Source organism: Vibrio sp. 10N.237.312.B06, assembly GCF_041464685.1.
GTDB classification, from domain to species: Bacteria; Pseudomonadota; Gammaproteobacteria; order Enterobacterales; family Vibrionaceae; genus Vibrio; species Vibrio tasmaniensis_A.
In genome coordinates this window covers 16,237-31,266 of sequence record NZ_JBFSPI010000021.1, presented here as the reverse complement: position 1 = coordinate 31,266, position 15,030 = coordinate 16,237, and the positions used below count along the sequence as shown (strand labels likewise).

17 protein-coding genes and 1 pseudogene are annotated in these 15,030 nt (G+C 44.4%); 5 read left to right on the top strand and 13 right to left on the bottom strand.

Translation table 11 applies throughout. The annotated features are described in order from the left end of the window. Positions 1 to 12: 12 nt before the first annotated feature. From hutH to AB6C75_RS07940, 9 genes are all read right to left on the bottom strand, one after another. Entirely contained in the window at positions 13 to 1,560 is a 1,548-nt protein-coding gene (hutH, locus tag AB6C75_RS07980; protein WP_009848596.1) for a histidine ammonia-lyase, read from the bottom strand. Next, positions 1,538 to 3,358, bottom strand: coding sequence for a glycosyltransferase (locus AB6C75_RS07975; RefSeq protein WP_372107516.1), 1,821 nt, complete (start codon positions 3,356 to 3,358; stop codon positions 1,538 to 1,540). The genes hutH and AB6C75_RS07975 overlap by 23 nt, the downstream gene beginning before the upstream one ends. Next, positions 3,351 to 3,713, bottom strand: coding sequence for a 3-hydroxyacyl-ACP dehydratase (locus AB6C75_RS07970; RefSeq protein WP_065678580.1), 363 nt, complete (start codon positions 3,711 to 3,713; stop codon positions 3,351 to 3,353). The genes AB6C75_RS07975 and AB6C75_RS07970 overlap by 8 nt, the downstream gene beginning before the upstream one ends. Positions 3,714 to 3,800: 87 nt before the next feature. Beyond that, on the bottom strand, positions 3,801 to 5,183 hold the full coding sequence (locus tag AB6C75_RS07965) for an AMP-binding protein (protein WP_372107515.1): 1,383 nt from the start codon (positions 5,181 to 5,183) through the stop codon (positions 3,801 to 3,803). A gap of 6 nt (positions 5,184 to 5,189) precedes the next feature. Next, the gene (locus AB6C75_RS07960; RefSeq protein WP_372107514.1) at positions 5,190 to 5,747 is read right to left on the bottom strand and encodes a septation protein IspZ; all 558 of its coding nucleotides are present in this window, start codon (positions 5,745 to 5,747) and stop codon (positions 5,190 to 5,192) included. Beyond that, positions 5,747 to 6,004 carry an acyl carrier protein gene (locus AB6C75_RS07955; protein WP_009848591.1) on the bottom strand — a complete coding sequence of 86 codons (258 nt, stop codon included), beginning with the start codon at positions 6,002 to 6,004 and terminating at the stop codon, positions 5,747 to 5,749. The genes AB6C75_RS07960 and AB6C75_RS07955 overlap by 1 nt, the downstream gene beginning before the upstream one ends. A 10-nt stretch (positions 6,005 to 6,014) precedes the next feature. Next, positions 6,015 to 6,275 carry a phosphopantetheine-binding protein gene (locus AB6C75_RS07950; protein WP_009848590.1) on the bottom strand — a complete coding sequence of 87 codons (261 nt, stop codon included), beginning with the start codon at positions 6,273 to 6,275 and terminating at the stop codon, positions 6,015 to 6,017. Between the two features lie 106 nt (positions 6,276 to 6,381). Continuing rightward, a complete protein-coding gene (locus AB6C75_RS07945; protein ID WP_009848589.1) occupies positions 6,382 to 7,152 on the bottom strand; it encodes a 1-acyl-sn-glycerol-3-phosphate acyltransferase in 771 nt (256 codons plus the stop codon). Then, on the bottom strand, positions 7,149 to 7,928 hold the full coding sequence (locus AB6C75_RS07940; RefSeq protein WP_372107513.1) for a beta-ketoacyl synthase chain length factor: 780 nt from the start codon (positions 7,926 to 7,928) through the stop codon (positions 7,149 to 7,151). The genes AB6C75_RS07945 and AB6C75_RS07940 overlap by 4 nt, the downstream gene beginning before the upstream one ends. A gap of 71 nt (positions 7,929 to 7,999) precedes the next feature. Here AB6C75_RS07940 and AB6C75_RS07935 point away from each other — a divergent pair, with 71 nt between their 5' ends. The 3 genes and pseudogenes from AB6C75_RS07935 (at position 8,000) to AB6C75_RS07925 (ending at position 10,757) form a co-directional block, all read left to right on the top strand. Continuing rightward, positions 8,000 to 8,389 carry a hypothetical protein gene (locus tag AB6C75_RS07935; protein WP_009848587.1) on the top strand — a complete coding sequence of 130 codons (390 nt, stop codon included), beginning with the start codon at positions 8,000 to 8,002 and terminating at the stop codon, positions 8,387 to 8,389. A gap of 29 nt (positions 8,390 to 8,418) precedes the next feature. Then, a complete protein-coding gene (locus AB6C75_RS07930; RefSeq protein WP_009848586.1) occupies positions 8,419 to 9,492 on the top strand; it encodes a methyltransferase in 1,074 nt (357 codons plus the stop codon). A gap of 24 nt (positions 9,493 to 9,516) precedes the next feature. Next, positions 9,517 to 10,757, top strand: a pseudogene (locus AB6C75_RS07925) (NAD(P)/FAD-dependent oxidoreductase). A 141-nt stretch (positions 10,758 to 10,898) separates the two neighbouring features. On the opposite strand, the gene AB6C75_RS07920 reads toward AB6C75_RS07925, so the two are convergent. Both AB6C75_RS07920 and AB6C75_RS07915 read right to left on the bottom strand, forming a co-directional pair. Further along, complete coding sequence (locus AB6C75_RS07920) at positions 10,899 to 11,405, bottom strand: Fe3+-citrate ABC transporter substrate-binding protein (RefSeq protein WP_372107512.1); 507 nt, start codon at positions 11,403 to 11,405, stop codon at positions 10,899 to 10,901. A gap of 139 nt (positions 11,406 to 11,544) precedes the next feature. After that, on the bottom strand, positions 11,545 to 12,678 hold the full coding sequence (locus tag AB6C75_RS07915) for a flagellar assembly protein FlgT (RefSeq protein WP_017099160.1): 1,134 nt from the start codon (positions 12,676 to 12,678) through the stop codon (positions 11,545 to 11,547). Positions 12,679 to 12,870: 192 nt separating this feature from the next. Between AB6C75_RS07915 and AB6C75_RS07910 the strand changes: the two genes are divergently transcribed. Together AB6C75_RS07910 and flgP are read left to right on the top strand one after the other, a co-directional pair. Continuing rightward, positions 12,871 to 13,506 carry a FlgO family outer membrane protein gene (locus AB6C75_RS07910; RefSeq protein ID WP_012603422.1) on the top strand — a complete coding sequence of 212 codons (636 nt, stop codon included), beginning with the start codon at positions 12,871 to 12,873 and terminating at the stop codon, positions 13,504 to 13,506. A 9-nt stretch (positions 13,507 to 13,515) separates the two neighbouring features. Continuing rightward, a complete protein-coding gene (flgP, locus tag AB6C75_RS07905) occupies positions 13,516 to 13,947 on the top strand; it encodes a flagellar assembly lipoprotein FlgP (protein ID WP_017099642.1) in 432 nt (143 codons plus the stop codon). 272 nt (positions 13,948 to 14,219) lie between these two features. Here the strand turns inward: flgP and AB6C75_RS07900 are convergent, their stop codons facing one another. Both AB6C75_RS07900 and flgM read right to left on the bottom strand, forming a co-directional pair. Further along, on the bottom strand, positions 14,220 to 14,645 hold the full coding sequence (locus AB6C75_RS07900; RefSeq protein ID WP_009848580.1) for a flagella synthesis protein FlgN: 426 nt from the start codon (positions 14,643 to 14,645) through the stop codon (positions 14,220 to 14,222). A gap of 65 nt (positions 14,646 to 14,710) precedes the next feature. Next, a complete protein-coding gene (flgM, locus tag AB6C75_RS07895) occupies positions 14,711 to 15,028 on the bottom strand; it encodes a flagellar biosynthesis anti-sigma factor FlgM (RefSeq protein ID WP_029225445.1) in 318 nt (105 codons plus the stop codon). Positions 15,029 to 15,030: the final 2 nt, after the last annotated feature.

Sequence of the window (15,030 nt, the reverse complement as noted above, 5' to 3'; positions counted from 1 at the left end):
GGGTTAGCTACTCTAGGAGTAAAGTGACCAGTGTTGACTTTGAATACGAGCAATGAAGTGGCGTAGATCGCCTTCAAGTGGTCGATCTTCTACGATAAATTCAAACTCTTTAAGCACTTCGTCGCGAATGTGCTTTAGGTTTTCACTCATGTGGTGCTCATCAAGCTCATTATGGCGTTTACGAAGCTCAAGCGCTTGTGTCCCCGCCAGAAGTGATGCTGCCGCTACTTGTTCAGTCAGTTCAAGAACGCGTAAGCAGTCACGAGCCGCAATGGTGCCCATGCTGACTTTGTCTTGGTTGTGACACTCGGTTGAACGAGAGAACACGCTTGCTGGCATGGTGTGTTTTAATGCTTCTGCTGTCCAAGCTGAAACGCCAATCTGTACCGCTTTGAAACCGTGGTTGATTGGTTTACGTTCGCCTTCAGCACCGGTTAGGTTAAATGGCAAGCCGTTGTTGAACTTGTAATCCATCAACTGCGCCATTTGTCGATCAAGTAGGTCTGCAAGGTTGGCTACCGCTGTTTTTAGTGTATCCATTGCCATTGCGATATGACCACCGTAGAAATGTCCACCGTGCAGTACGCGCTCATTGTCGCCATCGATAATTGGGTTATCGTTAGCGCTGTTAAGCTCGTTCTCAATCATTTGGCGTAGCCAAGGCAGAGAGTCTTGAACCACACCAATCACATGTGGGGCACAACGCAGTGAGTAACGATCTTGTAGGCGATCACTGTTACGTGGCGGACGATCCGCTTGTAAGTCATCACGTAGCCATGCAGCAACTTGCTGTTGACCCGGATGAGGCTTCACTGCAAACAGCGCTTCATCGAAATGGAAATCGTTGCCTTGCATACCTACAGACACCATTGCGGTGATCTTAGTCGACAGCTGAGCTAGGTATTCTGCACGTTTGTAGGCGATACAAGCCAGAGCCGTCATTACCGACGTGCCATTCATCAATGCTAAGCCTTCTTTTGGCTTAAGCTTGATAGGGTTAATCCCTAGCTCTTTGTAAACGTCACTAGTAGGGCGAACTTCACCTTTGTAGATGACATCGCGCTCACCAATCAGTGCAGCTGCCAGATAAGACAGCGGCGTTAAATCACCACTGGCACCAACCGATCCTTCTTGAGGAATACGCGGTGAGATATCTTGATTGATCAGAGTGACGATCTGGTTGAGCAAATCGTGAGTCACACCAGAGACACCTTGTGACAATGAACAAAGGCGCGTTGCTAATACGGCACGAGCTTGCTCATGAGACAGTATTTCGCCTAAACCACAGCCATGAAAGCGCGTTAGATGCAGTGGTAATTCATCAACAAGGTTTGGTGGAATTGCAACGGTACATGAGTCACCGTAGCCCGTTGTCACACCATAGATCACGCCTTCTTCTTTCAATAGGCGTTCTAAAAAAGCGACACCGCGGTCGATCTTTGATGTGAACTCATTACTTGAGTTCATCGAGGCTTTTGCGCCTTGTGAAATAGCGACAACATCCTCAATCGTGAGGCGTTCGGCACCAAAGGTGATGCTATTTGGATTTTTTTTCGTCATGGTGCTTGCTCAATGTCCAAAAGTTAAAAAAGTTGTACCACTGAAGCGGTGCTTTCAGTGTGTAGTGCTGAAGTCGGTCTGCGTATTTCTGCACGACTTGCTGTAAAGATTGTTCGCGAGTCTTCCTAGGTAGCTCTAGCTTGTCGCTGAAATGCTCAAAATAGACATTAAAATGCGGTTTGGTTTGTGAGTCATCTCGTAGGCCAAACAGTAAGAATACTGGCGCTTTGAGAACAGAGGCTAACATAAATGGTCCTTGAGGGAAGGGAGCTTCTTTACCCAAGAACTCTGCCCATACTGAGCGACTCTCTTTGCTGGTGGAGGTTCTATCGCCAACGATCACAATCCATTCACCTTGCTCCAATTTCTGTTGCAACAAGATGGCGGTATCAGGGCCCATCGATGTCACCTGAATCAGGTTTAAATCAGACTGTGGGTTTACCGCTTTCATCACCGAATTAAAGCGTTCGGCGTGTTCCGTGAAGACCAGCGCATTGATTTTGATGTGTGAGTGTCGACGTCCCAAAGCGCGGCACAACTCGATATTACCAAGGTGAGACCCCAGGATTAGCACACCTTGCTGGTTTTCCACCATACTTTCGAATTGCTCTTGACCATGAATGGTCAGGTTATCGACTGAAAAATCACCTTTCCATGCGGCTAATTTGTCTAGCATGGTGTGACCAAACGAAAGCAGGTGGTTATAACTGGTTAATTCAGCGGGTAAATCAATATTCTGTTGCTCTGCGTATGTCTTAAGCTGGAATAGGTATTGCTCAGAAGCGTTTCGTGCGCGCTTTCCTGTCAAATGGTAGTAACGCATTACACCGCGCAAAATTAGGTTGAATACACCTCGGCCTAATAGTGAGTAAACAGCTAACAACAGTTTGATACCGAGTACTGTGCCGCGCTCTTGAGTTCTGGACCAATGAGGCTGTTCAGTGCTATTTGGTGCCTGCTGCGCCTGATTGCTTTCTGAAAATTGTGTAGAACTTGTTAGGTGATCTTCAGAATCTGATTTGAAGTGACGAGCAATCAGCTTAGGGGCTCTTGGCAGCATGCCGAAGAACAGTCGAGTATGCATCCAACTGATTTTTACGTTGTCCCACAGCGCATCGAAATGAGAGACACCATTTTCAGGGTAGATGACTCGCGTCTCAATGAAGTCAATGTCGCAGCCTTCCCAGTATAAGCGAACCAGAATCTCGATATCGAAGTCCATTCTCGAACCGACATCGTATTTATTCAGTACTGTTTGTGCCTTATCGATTGGATACGCTCTAAAGCCACACATGCTGTCTTTAATCGAGAGAGATAGAGTTTCTATCCACACCCAAATATGTGTCGCGTAGCGCCCGTAGAGCCTTGCCTTCGGTACGCTATCGTCATAGACAGGCTGACCTGAGATCAGGCGCTGGGGCTTAGCTTGTGACGCTTCGATTAATGCGGGTAGGGCGTCTAGGTCATGTTGACCGTCAGCATCAATCTGAATGGCATGACTAAAGCCGAGCTCCTGTGCTCGCTTGATGCCAGCCTTTACGGCACCGCCTTTGCCTTGGTTCTGCTCAAGCGTAACCAAGGCTACGTTTGAATTCTCTACTAAGGGAGCCAGAAACTGTTTCGTGGTGAGTTCACTGCCATCGTCAACGATGATGATCGTCAACTCAAAATGATGGAGTGACGACACCACTGCAGGCATGGTTTCACCGTGGTTAAAGCACGGGATTAGGAAGCAAGCTTTGTAGTTGCTTTCTTTTGTTACGTGTTGAGAAGCAGCCTCAGCAGGAGCGCTATTCACTTTTCTCTCCCAGCTTCATTTTTCCTGAAGAGTGGGTCTGTTCACCGTTGTTTGAGGTGTAGCTGAAGCTCAGCTTGTCTTTGTCAGCATCCCATTTGAGTGATAGCTGGATTGTGGCGTCAGGAAGGATAGGCTCTTGGAATTTGATGACCTCCATACCTTTAAAGTAACCAGGGACATTTAACTCTTGGACAGCATAGTGAAGTGCCCAGTCAATTTGTGTCACACCGGGAAGAATAGGGAAGCTCTTAAAGTGCCCCTTAAAATCGGTGATGTCTCCGGTAACATGGAGTGTCAGGGTCGATTCTTTCTCTACAGTGTCAACAGCAATGACGTTTGGTTTTCTCTTATCCATAGCGTGTGCTTAGAATCCTTGGGCTAAAATGGGTCTTCTGACAAAAATATAAAAGATAATCTCAGTATAAAATGCGACCAGTGATTTTTATGATTTTACGAGCTGCTCTATGTGAGAGGTTAGTCTCTTGCCTTGGCTGTTGAGGGGGATCTCATCAACAACACGATACTTTCTTGGAATAGCGATTGGCTCTAACCATTTTCTGAGTTCTGAACGTAACATTAACCAGAATTTACCTTTACTCATGGTTGCGAGAGTCGCTTGGCCTTCCTCTGATAATACCAAAACTGACGCCAAGATTAAGCGCTCCGGTTCTTCAAATGGAATCACCACACACTCGCTTATCCAAGGCAGTTGCTCAAGTCGCTTTTCGACTTCAACCAGTGATACTCGTTTTTCTTCTATCTTGATCACTCGGTCGGTTCGGCCTTTCAATATAAATTGATTATCTGAGACCATTTCGCACTCGTCTGCGGTTTGATACCAGTTGTTTTTGTCGATGTACGGCGACAATAACTTAATGCAATTCTCACTATTGAGACTGGCCTTAATACAGTCAAAAAGCTGCCAAGGTGTTTGAACGCTCTGTTGCTGACGAAACGCGATGCCGCCGGTTTCTGTGCTGCCAAACACTTCGATAGGTAAATGCCCAAGCAGACCTCGTGATTGATGAGCCGACTCGGTAGGTAAAGGGCCACCAGAAGAGAATACCCCCGCTAGATGCGTAGACTTTGTCTCGTGTTTTAATCGTTTGAGTAGCGCAGGGCTGCTGATCAGCACGCTCTGCTTGTTAGCGTGAGACAGGATCTGTTCCGGGTATTCGAGATTGTTTCGAGAAAATGGAACGCTAGAACAAAGCGGCCATAAGATTCGAAACAACAGACCATAGATATGTTGGTGTGAGACGGTGCTGTGGACTTGGTTGTCTTTAAGCAAGGCGCCCCAGTTTTTATCTAGCTGAGCGATTTCAATATCTAGGTGTTCTAAGGTCTTATGGATTGCTTTTGGTGTACCGCTTGAGCCTGAAGTAAACAAGGTCAATTGGATTGCTGCTAACTCAATGGCGGGAAGATTATCGGTTAGAGGTTCTCGTATTTCGGTGTCTAATAAGGTTTGGATATTGCGAACTTCATTTATTTCCACTGCACCAATCGCATCATCGACCAACAGACAGTCAAAATGCTCACTCAGCTCGGCAAGCGCACACGGTTGATAGTTACCTGGCAAGATGATGTGTTTGTTGCTGGCTGCGCACGCTAAAAAGGCCACTGAAAATAGGTAGCTGTCTTGGGTGCAAATCGCAACTCGTTGAAAAGGGGATGAAGATAAAAGCTGTACGAGTTGAGATAAGTCGTCGTTAAATGTTTGCCACGAAATCTCGCTATTGTCGTCAAAGCAGACAATAGAATCAGGCGATCTGTTCTGACTGAGAAGTTCAGACAAGGAAGTGTAAGAGACGGTTTGTGTCATAACAATTTAACTCTGACGAATGCGCTGTCTTACTATCCACTCTCCTGCAAAGAGCAACCCTGCAAATACATAGCTGAGTAAGCCATTGTATAGGGTCCATATTTCAAGAGGTTGGAAGCAGGTGTAAAGGGCGATAGAGCCATTGATAACAAAGAACAGACACCAAACTTTGGTGACTGTTCGTGTGTAATCAACGCCACTTTGTGGAAGTTCTGGCTCTTGGAGGCGAGCAAGCCGCTCGATAATCGTTTGCGGTTGCCATAGGCTCGAGGCGAACACAACCAGCATACAAACATTAACGATGACGGGGTAATAAGTTAGCCAGCCGTGCTGTTTGAAGGTTAACCCTAATGCCAGCAGAACAATCCCTGCACTTCCGCTGATCCAAGCTAGGTGTTTTAGCTCTTTGATTTTAGCCTGACCACCGGTGAAAATGCGGACAGCAAAAATAGCGGCTAAGACGATACCAACGGTTTGTAGGCCAAACTTGTTGAGTCCAAAGTAAACCGCTATTGGATAAGTGAAAAGTATGATTGCCGACAGTAAAGTCAGCAGAGGACGCATTATGCGTCCTTCAATAGTTCAACCACAGACTCGACAACGTCATTAACGGTGCGTACTGCTTTGAACTCTTCAGGCTTGATCTTCTTACCTGTAACGTTCTGTAAGTGAACGACCAAATCAACGGCATCAATGCTGTCGAGGTCTAGGTCGAGATAAAGGTGTGCTTCTGGAGTGATATCTTCAGCATCAAGCTCAAACAGCTCGATAAGCGCATCTTTAACCTGGTTGAATACTTCTTGTTGGTTAGCTTGTGTCATAAAGATCTGTCTAGTTGTTCGTTTTAGATGAAATGTAGTTAGCTAGGTTTTCAACCGATGCAAAATGTTGGCGAGTGTTTGAATCGTCGGCATCGATAACAATGTTGTACTTTTTCTTGATAGCAAGGCCGAGCTCAAGGGCATCGATAGAATCTAATCCAAGTCCATCACCAAACAGTGGTGCTTCCGTTTCAATTTCATCAATGCTCATATCTTCAAGATTCAGTGCGTCGATAATCAGTTGTTTTAGTTCGTTGTGTAATGTTTCCACTTAGGCCTACTTAGTACTTTATCTAAATGCTACTTCAAGGGGGGCGATTCTACATTATGTGATGTATTTTCGAAACGCTGATATCACCAGTTATTTTATTGATGAGCTAAATATTTTCTTCGGAAGGAAAAATAGTCTGTGCAAGGTGTTGATTGAGGCGCCTTGCTGCCGAAGTTAAGTTATTTGAATTCTCAATAAAGGGTGCGACGTCTATTTTACCTTTCACTGCGATATGAAAAAAGGGTTTAGTGGCAGGAACTTGATACCATTTTTTCTCTTTTGTTAAGAATGTCGGAGAAACTGTAATATGAATCACGCGTAAGTCGGTTTGTGTTCGAGTGGCAATTTGTGCCGCACCACGTTGTAAGGATGGTTCAATTCCTGGCGTTGTGCGAGTTCCTTCAGGGAAAACTAACAATACATTTCCACGCGAAAAGCGTTCTTCACAGCGTTCTAAAAGATCGTCAGGGGTTTGGTTGGGTATGTATCCCGCTGCTTTGACAATCCTCTTCATAAACGGGTTTTCCCATATTGCCGCTTTAACAAGACAATCACATTGAGGAAGTTGAGAGGCGATCAGTACATAGTCAATCAAGCTAGGGTGATTGGCGACAATGATGCAGTTGCGATCTTCGCGGAGCAGTTCGGCGCCATCAATTCGGTAATCAATCGCGCCTGTGAACTTCATTATTTGGCAGAATGCATTGAATGAGAAACGGATTAATCGTTGTGCTTTGAGCTCTCTTTCTATGACGTTGCGAGTCGTTAGGGCGATCGAAGGTAAGATTAAGAAGCTTAAGACTAAGCCTCCCAAACCAAAGATGGTAAAGCAGAGCCCCGTCGCGAATACTCGCCAACATTGGCCTACTTTGCTCATTTCTGTGCACCTGCTTGGGCGTTATTGACCCAGAACCAGTTTTGGTGCTTACCAGCAATAGTCCAATGCTGTGTTCCCAATAGGATATGTTGTAGCGTTTGTAGGCCTTGCGGTAAATCAGCGGCTGAGCTGTCTCTAACTTTGGGGGGGCTAGCGATTGGTTTACTTGTTACTGCTCTCGAAACCGAGTAGTCACTGCCTGCAGTGAGTACTAAACCTAGAGCGTAGTCAGCATAGTGCTGATTTTCGTATTCTCGATATACATCAGGCAGAGGTTGGTCGAAGTCAATGACGAGTACACGATGTGACGGATACTGATGTAGGTAAAGATAAGCTTCAATCAGGGCGTTGTAAAAGGTATCTTGCCCAGCAGCGATAGAGGTCAGTGGAATCGGCGCTTTTGCAGCAATCGTTGTTAGACCTGCAGCGGTGTTGTGTACCGATTGGGAAAACGCCATTGGAGAGGCGTCGTCACCTTCTAATATTGATTGAATTAAAGTGGCTGTTCGGTGGAGCTCACCATGTCGACTGGCAAAAACCAGATAATCAATCGAGGTATCTTTTAATAGGGTTAATGCGGTTTGGACGGCCAGTTTGCTTTGCAGGCTCATTCGGCGGCGCATCATCGGAGGGATGGCTTTAAATTCAGTTGAGCCATTTTGTGGCCAATCTAAATGAGTGCTCCACGTTTGCCACTCGGCAACGGAATAGAGGCCTGGCGAATTTGCTGACCATTTTTCAATATTAAACGACATTAATTGGGATTGATTTGACATAGAGTATTGATTTACTTTGGGTCTAACTAATACTATGCATGCTTATAAATAAACACGGGTAAGGAGTTTAAATGAAATTACTAAAAATAGCCGTTTCAATGTTATTTATACTCGTTCTTGCAGGCTGTGGACGTGTCCAACCTGTAATGAATATTGAGGATACTCCAGTTGCTTTGAATCTTCAAAGTAAACAGGTGAAATCAGCGATTTATGAGTCTGCTGAGAACCGAGGTTGGTTGGTTTCAGAAATTAAGCCAGGCCTAATCCGTGCTGAACTGTATGTCCGTTCACATCATGCTGTGGTTGATATTCCATATAATGATAAGTTTTACTCTATTCTTTACGTCGAATCCGAGAATTTGAAGTACGACGATGGTGAAATTCACCGTAATTACAACCGTTGGGTTAATAACTTGAACGTTGATATTAAACGCAAGCTTGCACAAATGGCTGCTATGTAGCTCTCTATTATTTTAAAGTTAGGTTTTTCGTGTCGGAATATAAATTAGATCCATTTAACGCATTAGAAGCAAAAACAGAAGCGCAAAAATTGTCTTTTGCTCCTATTGTTTTTCATACAGCTCGTACACTTCGTGATTTAGGTATTTTGAAAGCGTTAGATGACGCGGGCAATGATGGTTTACCCGCTGAAACTATTTCTCAAGCAACGGGTGTATCCGAATACGGTGTCAAAGTTCTGCTTGATATGGCGTTGAGTGCTCACATCGTTACTTGGGATAAGCCTCATTATAAAATGGCTAACCTAGGTTTTTATCTATTGCATGATGGCATGACCAACGCAAATATGGATTTCACGGCTGATGTTTGTTATGCCGCGATGATGCATTTAACCGAAGCAATAGAAGAAGGTACACCTGCAGGCCTGAAAGAGCTGGGTGATTGGGAAACGATTTATCAAGGTTTGTCTCAATTACCAGAAAAAGCAAAAGAGAGCTGGTTTAAGTTTGATCATTTCTACTCAGATCGTTCGTTCCCTGTGTTGCTTGAGAAAGTTTTCAGTAAGAAGCCTAAATCGCTGGTGGATATTGGCGGTAATACAGGTAAGTGGGCAATGCAATGTTGTAACTACGACTCTGATGTCGAGGTGACGATTGTCGATTTGCCGCAGCAATTAGAAATGGCAATGGCAAACGCAACACAGCACGGTCATCAAGATCGAGTGACTCCATTCCCCGCTAACATGCTTGATAAACAGCAAGCGCTGCCGACAGGTACGGATGTGTGGTGGATGAGTCAGTTCCTTGATTGTTTCTCGCCAATGGAAATTCTTAGCATATTAAAGCGTGTTCGCTCTCATATGTCAGAAGACGCGACTGTTTATATCCTTGAACTGTTTTGGGATGCACAGAAATACGATGCGGCTTCTTATAGCTTAAATGCGACGTCTCTCTACTTCACTTGCTTGGCCAACGGCAACAGCCGCTTTTACCGCAGTGAAGATTTCCTAGAGATAGTGGAAGAGGCTGGCTTTGATGTGGTGACTCGTACCGACGATATCGGTCTTGGGCATACGCTTCTGGAGCTGAAAGCTAGCGCGAAATAATCATGGTAAACATGGCTTAAATTAATGAAAAAACTGTCAACTCAAGTAGTGATCATCGGAGCTGGCCCATCAGGGTCTATTGCGGCGTCTTTGCTTCATAAAAAAGGCATCGATGTTCGAGTGATTGAAAAAAGCCTTTTCCCCCGTTTTTCTATTGGTGAAAGCCTGTTACCAGCGTGCATGGAAGTGATCGAACAAGCGGGCATGAGCGAAGCTGTGGCTAATGCTAACTTCCAATTTAAAGATGGCGCGGCTTTTCGTAAAAATGGTGTTTATACGGCGTTTAATTTTGAAGATAAGTTCTCTTCTGGGCCGGGAACGACGTTTCAGGTTCAACGAGGTACTTTTGATAAGGTAATGGCAGACTGTGCTGAAGCGCAGGGTGTTACCATTGATTACCAACATGAACTGATAGGCATTAACTTCGCTGAAGACCGTACTATATTAGATGTACAAATACAGGGTGGAGAGCGTTATCAGCTAGAGGCTCAATACGTCCTTGATGGTAGTGGTTTTGGTCGAGTGTTACCCAAGATGCTCGATTTAGAAGAGCCATCACGACTTCCTCCGCGCAAAGCTATCTTCACACATATTAATGATCATATCTCAGCAACGGATACTGATCTTGAATACGATCGCAGTAAAATTTTGGTCTCGGTACATCCAACCAATCCTGATGTTTGGTATTGGTTGATTCCCTTCAGTAACGGAGTCTCTTCATTCGGTGTGGTAGGGGAACCTAAATTCTTTGAATCATACCCAGAAGACAAGATTTCGGCGATTAAGCAGCTGGCAACAGAAGAGTCGGGCTTGGCCGAGATTTTGGCAAATGCGGAGTATCCAAATCCCGCAGGCGAAATTGGTGGCTATTCTGTCAACGTTAAACATCTTGCAACCGATAAGTATGCATTACTGGGTAATGCAGGGGAATTTCTTGACCCTGTATTTTCATCGGGAGTGACTATTGCGATGAAGTCGGCTCAGTTTGTGGTTGAGTGTGTGGAAAAACAACTCAATGGCGAGAAAGTCGACTGGGATCGTGAATACGCTGAACCATTGATGATTGGGGTAAATACTTTTAGAACGTATGTTGAGGGTGGTACTCGGGGGCTCTTCAGGATGTGATTTTCTATCAAGAACCAAACCCGAAGATTAAGCAAATGGTGTGTTCTATTTTGGCTGGTTACGCATGGGATCAAAGTAACCCCTATGTGAAAGAATCAAAACGCCGACTGACGACACTGTCGGAGATATGCCGAAGCTAGGTGGTCGATTAAGGTGTAGCAATCTACTAAAGCACCATAATGATAAAGCCTATAAATCAAAACAGCCGCAATGCGGCTGTTTCTGTATCTGCTAAATATGGGAAGCTGATTCTTAGCTTACTCGCTTTACTGAAGTTGATACTACTTCAGGTCGATGCTGTTCAATCGTCCCATAAAGATAAGTAACTCAATCACATCTTTGTGGGCTTCAAGCAGCGCTCGTTTGGTTTGGCTGTAGGCGGCGAGTCGCCCGTGCTTCCTTATAGAGCATACTTTGGTTCTGTATTTGTATTCACCACTTTCAGAGAATACGCGCCACTTAGCGATGTAGCATTCATCTCGATGTTCGGGATCTGTCTGAGTCGGGTTTGGTTTGAATACTATTTTAGGTTCTAAACTATGAGGCAGACGTGTCATGAGATAGGGCTCTTTGAGGACTTTTGGCCAAAACTTTCCCCAGAGCTTTCTGCCAAGCTCATCTCTTAACTTGATGGTTTTCTTTAGTGCTTTGTCTTCACCCATACGAACAAAACCGACAGAACGATGTAACACCGTATCTTCGGGAGTATGGATGTGGATTTTAAAAGCGGTTTGGCCTTTCGAGATAAAGCGGTAACCGGTAGCACCAATTAGATTATTCTGGCTCATAGTTTGCTAAATGATGATTATGTTATTAATAAGATTACGACAAATACCGCGAAACCGAAACTAATCCTCATGAAAAAAATAAAGCCTTAGTACTTTTGCTAAGGCTTTATTAGAAAACATGAGTTGATGGTGCTGCTAACTACATGATTTTCTGCATTACATCACCAATTTGAATGCTTCCCGCAAGGCTTGGTTGATCAATGGTGAGTTCAGCTTCGTTTTCATAAACGCGAGAAACCGTCAGGGTGATATCGCTTTGAGAGACCTTATTGCGTGGCAAGCCTCTTTGGTCGATAAATGAACCTGTGTGCCAAAGCTGAAGTTTGTCGCCTTGTTCTACACCGTGTATTCGGCCTAAATCAATGGTCACCATATTCCCAAACACAGCAGCAACTTCAGGAAGCGTGATTTTACAAGATACTTCCGATTCTAAATCCAACATAATATTACGACTGACACGAAGCATCATGCTGCCATAGGTTGATGCCCAGAAACGAGCACTGCGGGTGTCGATTTCACTGGTCTTCGCAAATGGCCATTTTGCTACTTCACGATAGCTTCGGTTGTAAACCTGATGACCTGTTTTACCATCGAATACCTGCATTTCTAACGCAAATTGGCGATTGATAATGTCGTCTTTCAAAAGCTTCGATTCAATGGTTGCGGTTAAGTCGGTGATGTCACCACCTATGATGTACTGTGCCCCCGTATCTTGTGCGATCATTTTGATCACTTCCGGTCGACGCTTGTCTATGTCGTAATTTGTTGTACCAACAGAGACAAAACTGCGAGATTCTTGCGCCAGTTGTCGGTTAACGACATGGCCAAAATCATCACCAATGTTATAGATTCGGCCCATCACAGCTTGTTGTGGAGAGCTTACATCAATATTACCGACCAAAAACGTCTTCTTATATTGGCTTTCATGGCAAGCACTTGCCGAAGGGTAGATGTCTATCCTTGCAGTGACCATTATATTGCCACCGCGTTTCTTCTCTTTTTCTACTAAGATGTAGCGCACTTCATGATTGGTAAATTGAAATTCTTTCTTTTTTGCATCTAAGTAGGGGGTGAGGTTTGCAATACTGCCGATGTCAGCGCCAGAGAACTGTATGGCTTTGTAAACGGCATCCTCTAGGGCATGAACCCTTGCCGCATCCTCTGACGATACGATGGTTGCAGTACCGGTAACTTCATACCAAGAGGCATGAGTACTGAAGCTGATGGTTGTCAGTAAACTTATTGAAAATAAGTAATAAATTATTTTTTTCATCTATTCGTTACCAGTTGGGTATAAATATTGCTTAACAAATATCTATAAGCTTAAAGCTGACTCAAGTGCGTTTTTCATAATCTGAACCATTAATGAAAAGCAAAGATTGTTCCAACATTGTAATCCATTGAAAAGAGTCATGGCGAGAACATATTGGAACAGCAAGCACTAAATATATCTGGAGATAAGAGAATGAAAAAATGGCTCGTAGTAATGAGTGTCATGTTAATGACATCATGCGCTTATTCGCCAATCTATAACGGTAAATCTGAGTATTCAGGCAGTCCGTTTATGTTGATGGACAGCCCGCGTCATACCATGGATTTTTTCGTGGAAAGCATGACCGAAGATTTGATCTTGTCGAATACGAGTATTTCAGCCAGAACACCCATTGCCATTACCTCGTTTGTCGATCTGCAACACATGGACACAACCAGTTGGTTAGGAAACTCGGTATCAGAAGGTTTCATTCATCAGTTTCAGCGTCGAGGTTTTAAAGTGGTTGATTTTAAAACCACAGGCTCTATCCAAGTGACCCACCAGGGGGATTTTGCTATTAGCCGCGATTGGAAAGACTTAGCCCAAGAGCAAGACGTCCAGTATGTTTTGACTGGAACTATGCTTCGTCAAGAAGGCGGTGTTCTAGTAAATGCTCGTGTGGTCGGAATGCAAACTCGCATCGTTGTTGCTTCCGCACAAGGCTTTTTACCTGCAGACCGTATTGGTCGTGACTTAGATACTCTGAACAGTATTCGAACTCAAGATGGGGTTATTATTCGTTCTGATCCAACGATCAGTCAGCCTCATACTGTTATTCTTCGCCCTTAGGAGTTCGTGATGAAGAAGTTAATATTTGTTGTTGCCGCTTTATTGCTTGTCGGCTGCCAACCATTACAAAGCATGAGACCTAATGACTTTTTGGTTGCGGTTGGCTACGCGAGTGTCAGCGAGCAGAAAGGTCGTAATGACGAAGAGAAACGTATTCGAGCAATGAGAGCCTCTAAAATTGATGCGTATCGTGAACTTGCCGAGCAAGTGTATGGTATGCGCGTGAGTGGTCGAGCTGAGCTTGAAGATCAGCGTCTTGGTACTGAGAGAACTTCAGGCGCGGTTGATGGTGTTATCCGTGGTGCCGAAGTGGTGCGCAGTTACCCTGTTGGCGACAGCTATGTGACTGAACTACGGTTAGATATCCGAAAAATGGAACAACTGCGTAATTATGGCGAAGTTCAACCAGTGCCTGAGAAGAGACAACAAACGTTGTTCTAGTTTAAGGATCGTCTAGTTATAGGTTTCTCCTGTTATATTGGCTGCTATTCGCTTTCCAGATGGCGTAACGGCAACCAGTAACGGCTATGAATAAGAAAGCGGCAAGTATTAAAGTACTTGCCGCTTTTTTGTTTATTGGCTTGGGGAGTACATTCACTGGCTTAATAGGCGTTTTGATAGGTGTAACGAGAAGGGTAGGCTGAGATACAGATACAGATACAGATACAGATACAGATACAGATACAGATATGAGAGGGCGGTGGTTTACCTAACTAAGCTTTAACGTTGGTTCCTAGCGTAGAAATTGTATGCGTTTGGCCTCCGGCATTGTAGGTCATGCCAATTTTGCCGTGACTTTGCTGCATCATATTGCTGAGTTTTTTGAAGCTAAGGTGTGCTCGATTCAAGGCTTCGCCATTTACTAGGTTCGCTTGATGGCAGTCGTGCACTATGGACTTGATGGTTGCGACTAACTGAGCAAGTTCAGGGTTCTCGGTTAGTTCAGATATATTAGTATGGGCAGCGATTCGTTGATCGGTTGATCTTAGTTGTTCAACAAGAACCACTTTCTCTTTGGCTATTCGCTCAATATCGCTCGATTGTCGGCTTGTAATAGCGATTTTCTCTGAACTCAATAATTCAGATAAGGCTTTGGCATTTTGAAGTTGGAAATTAACTAAATCTGCTAGTGCCGCCATAATGTAACCTACTAATAACCTCGTGTACTTTAAGATAATAACTTTATTTAAAAGCTAATGTTTGCTTAAAGACCTTTTAATTCGTTTTCAAATTTCATCATGTTGTCGGCCAACTTTTCTGGATCAACAGTGTATGAGCCATTTGCGATCGCTTCTTTTATTGCCGCGACTTTCACTGAATCGAAACTTGGTTGTGCTGCCATCTCTTGATGGAGTTGACCAATCGCCTTGCCTTGTTGGCTTAGTGAAACCGCATCTTTGCTTGCGGGTGATTTAGATGACACATCAGCTCTTGATGCCTCAGACTTAGAATCAGAGCGCACTGCTGAGCGGTTAGTGCTCGCTAGGGTTTGCCCTGAACGAATATTATCAATACCTGCCATAG

Bases quoted from the DNA above. Each gene is read 5' to 3' on its own strand.
- hutH (WP_009848596.1), bottom strand. From the start codon at position 1,560: ATGACGAAAAAAAATCCAAATAGCATCACCTTTGGTGCCGAACGCCTC.
- AB6C75_RS07970 (WP_065678580.1), bottom strand. From the start codon at position 3,713: ATGGATAAGAGAAAACCAAACGTCATTGCTGTTGACACTGTAGAGAAA.
- AB6C75_RS07965 (WP_372107515.1), bottom strand. From the start codon at position 5,183: ATGACACAAACCGTCTCTTACACTTCCTTGTCTGAACTTCTCAGTCAG.
- AB6C75_RS07960 (WP_372107514.1), bottom strand. From the start codon at position 5,747: ATGCGTCCTCTGCTGACTTTACTGTCGGCAATCATACTTTTCACTTAT.
- AB6C75_RS07955 (WP_009848591.1), bottom strand. From the start codon at position 6,004: ATGACACAAGCTAACCAACAAGAAGTATTCAACCAGGTTAAAGATGCG.
- AB6C75_RS07945 (WP_009848589.1), bottom strand. From the start codon at position 7,152: ATGAGCAAAGTAGGCCAATGTTGGCGAGTATTCGCGACGGGGCTCTGC.
- AB6C75_RS07940 (WP_372107513.1), bottom strand. From the start codon at position 7,928: ATGTCAAATCAATCCCAATTAATGTCGTTTAATATTGAAAAATGGTCA.
- AB6C75_RS07935 (WP_009848587.1), top strand. From the start codon at position 8,000: ATGAAATTACTAAAAATAGCCGTTTCAATGTTATTTATACTCGTTCTT.
- AB6C75_RS07920 (WP_372107512.1), bottom strand. From the start codon at position 11,405: ATGAGCCAGAATAATCTAATTGGTGCTACCGGTTACCGCTTTATCTCG.
- AB6C75_RS07915 (WP_017099160.1), bottom strand. From the start codon at position 12,678: ATGAAAAAAATAATTTATTACTTATTTTCAATAAGTTTACTGACAACC.
- AB6C75_RS07910 (WP_012603422.1), top strand. From the start codon at position 12,871: ATGAAAAAATGGCTCGTAGTAATGAGTGTCATGTTAATGACATCATGC.
- flgP (WP_017099642.1), top strand. From the start codon at position 13,516: ATGAAGAAGTTAATATTTGTTGTTGCCGCTTTATTGCTTGTCGGCTGC.
- AB6C75_RS07900 (WP_009848580.1), bottom strand. From the start codon at position 14,645: ATGGCGGCACTAGCAGATTTAGTTAATTTCCAACTTCAAAATGCCAAA.
- flgM (WP_029225445.1), bottom strand. From the start codon at position 15,028: ATGGCAGGTATTGATAATATTCGTTCAGGGCAAACCCTAGCGAGCACT.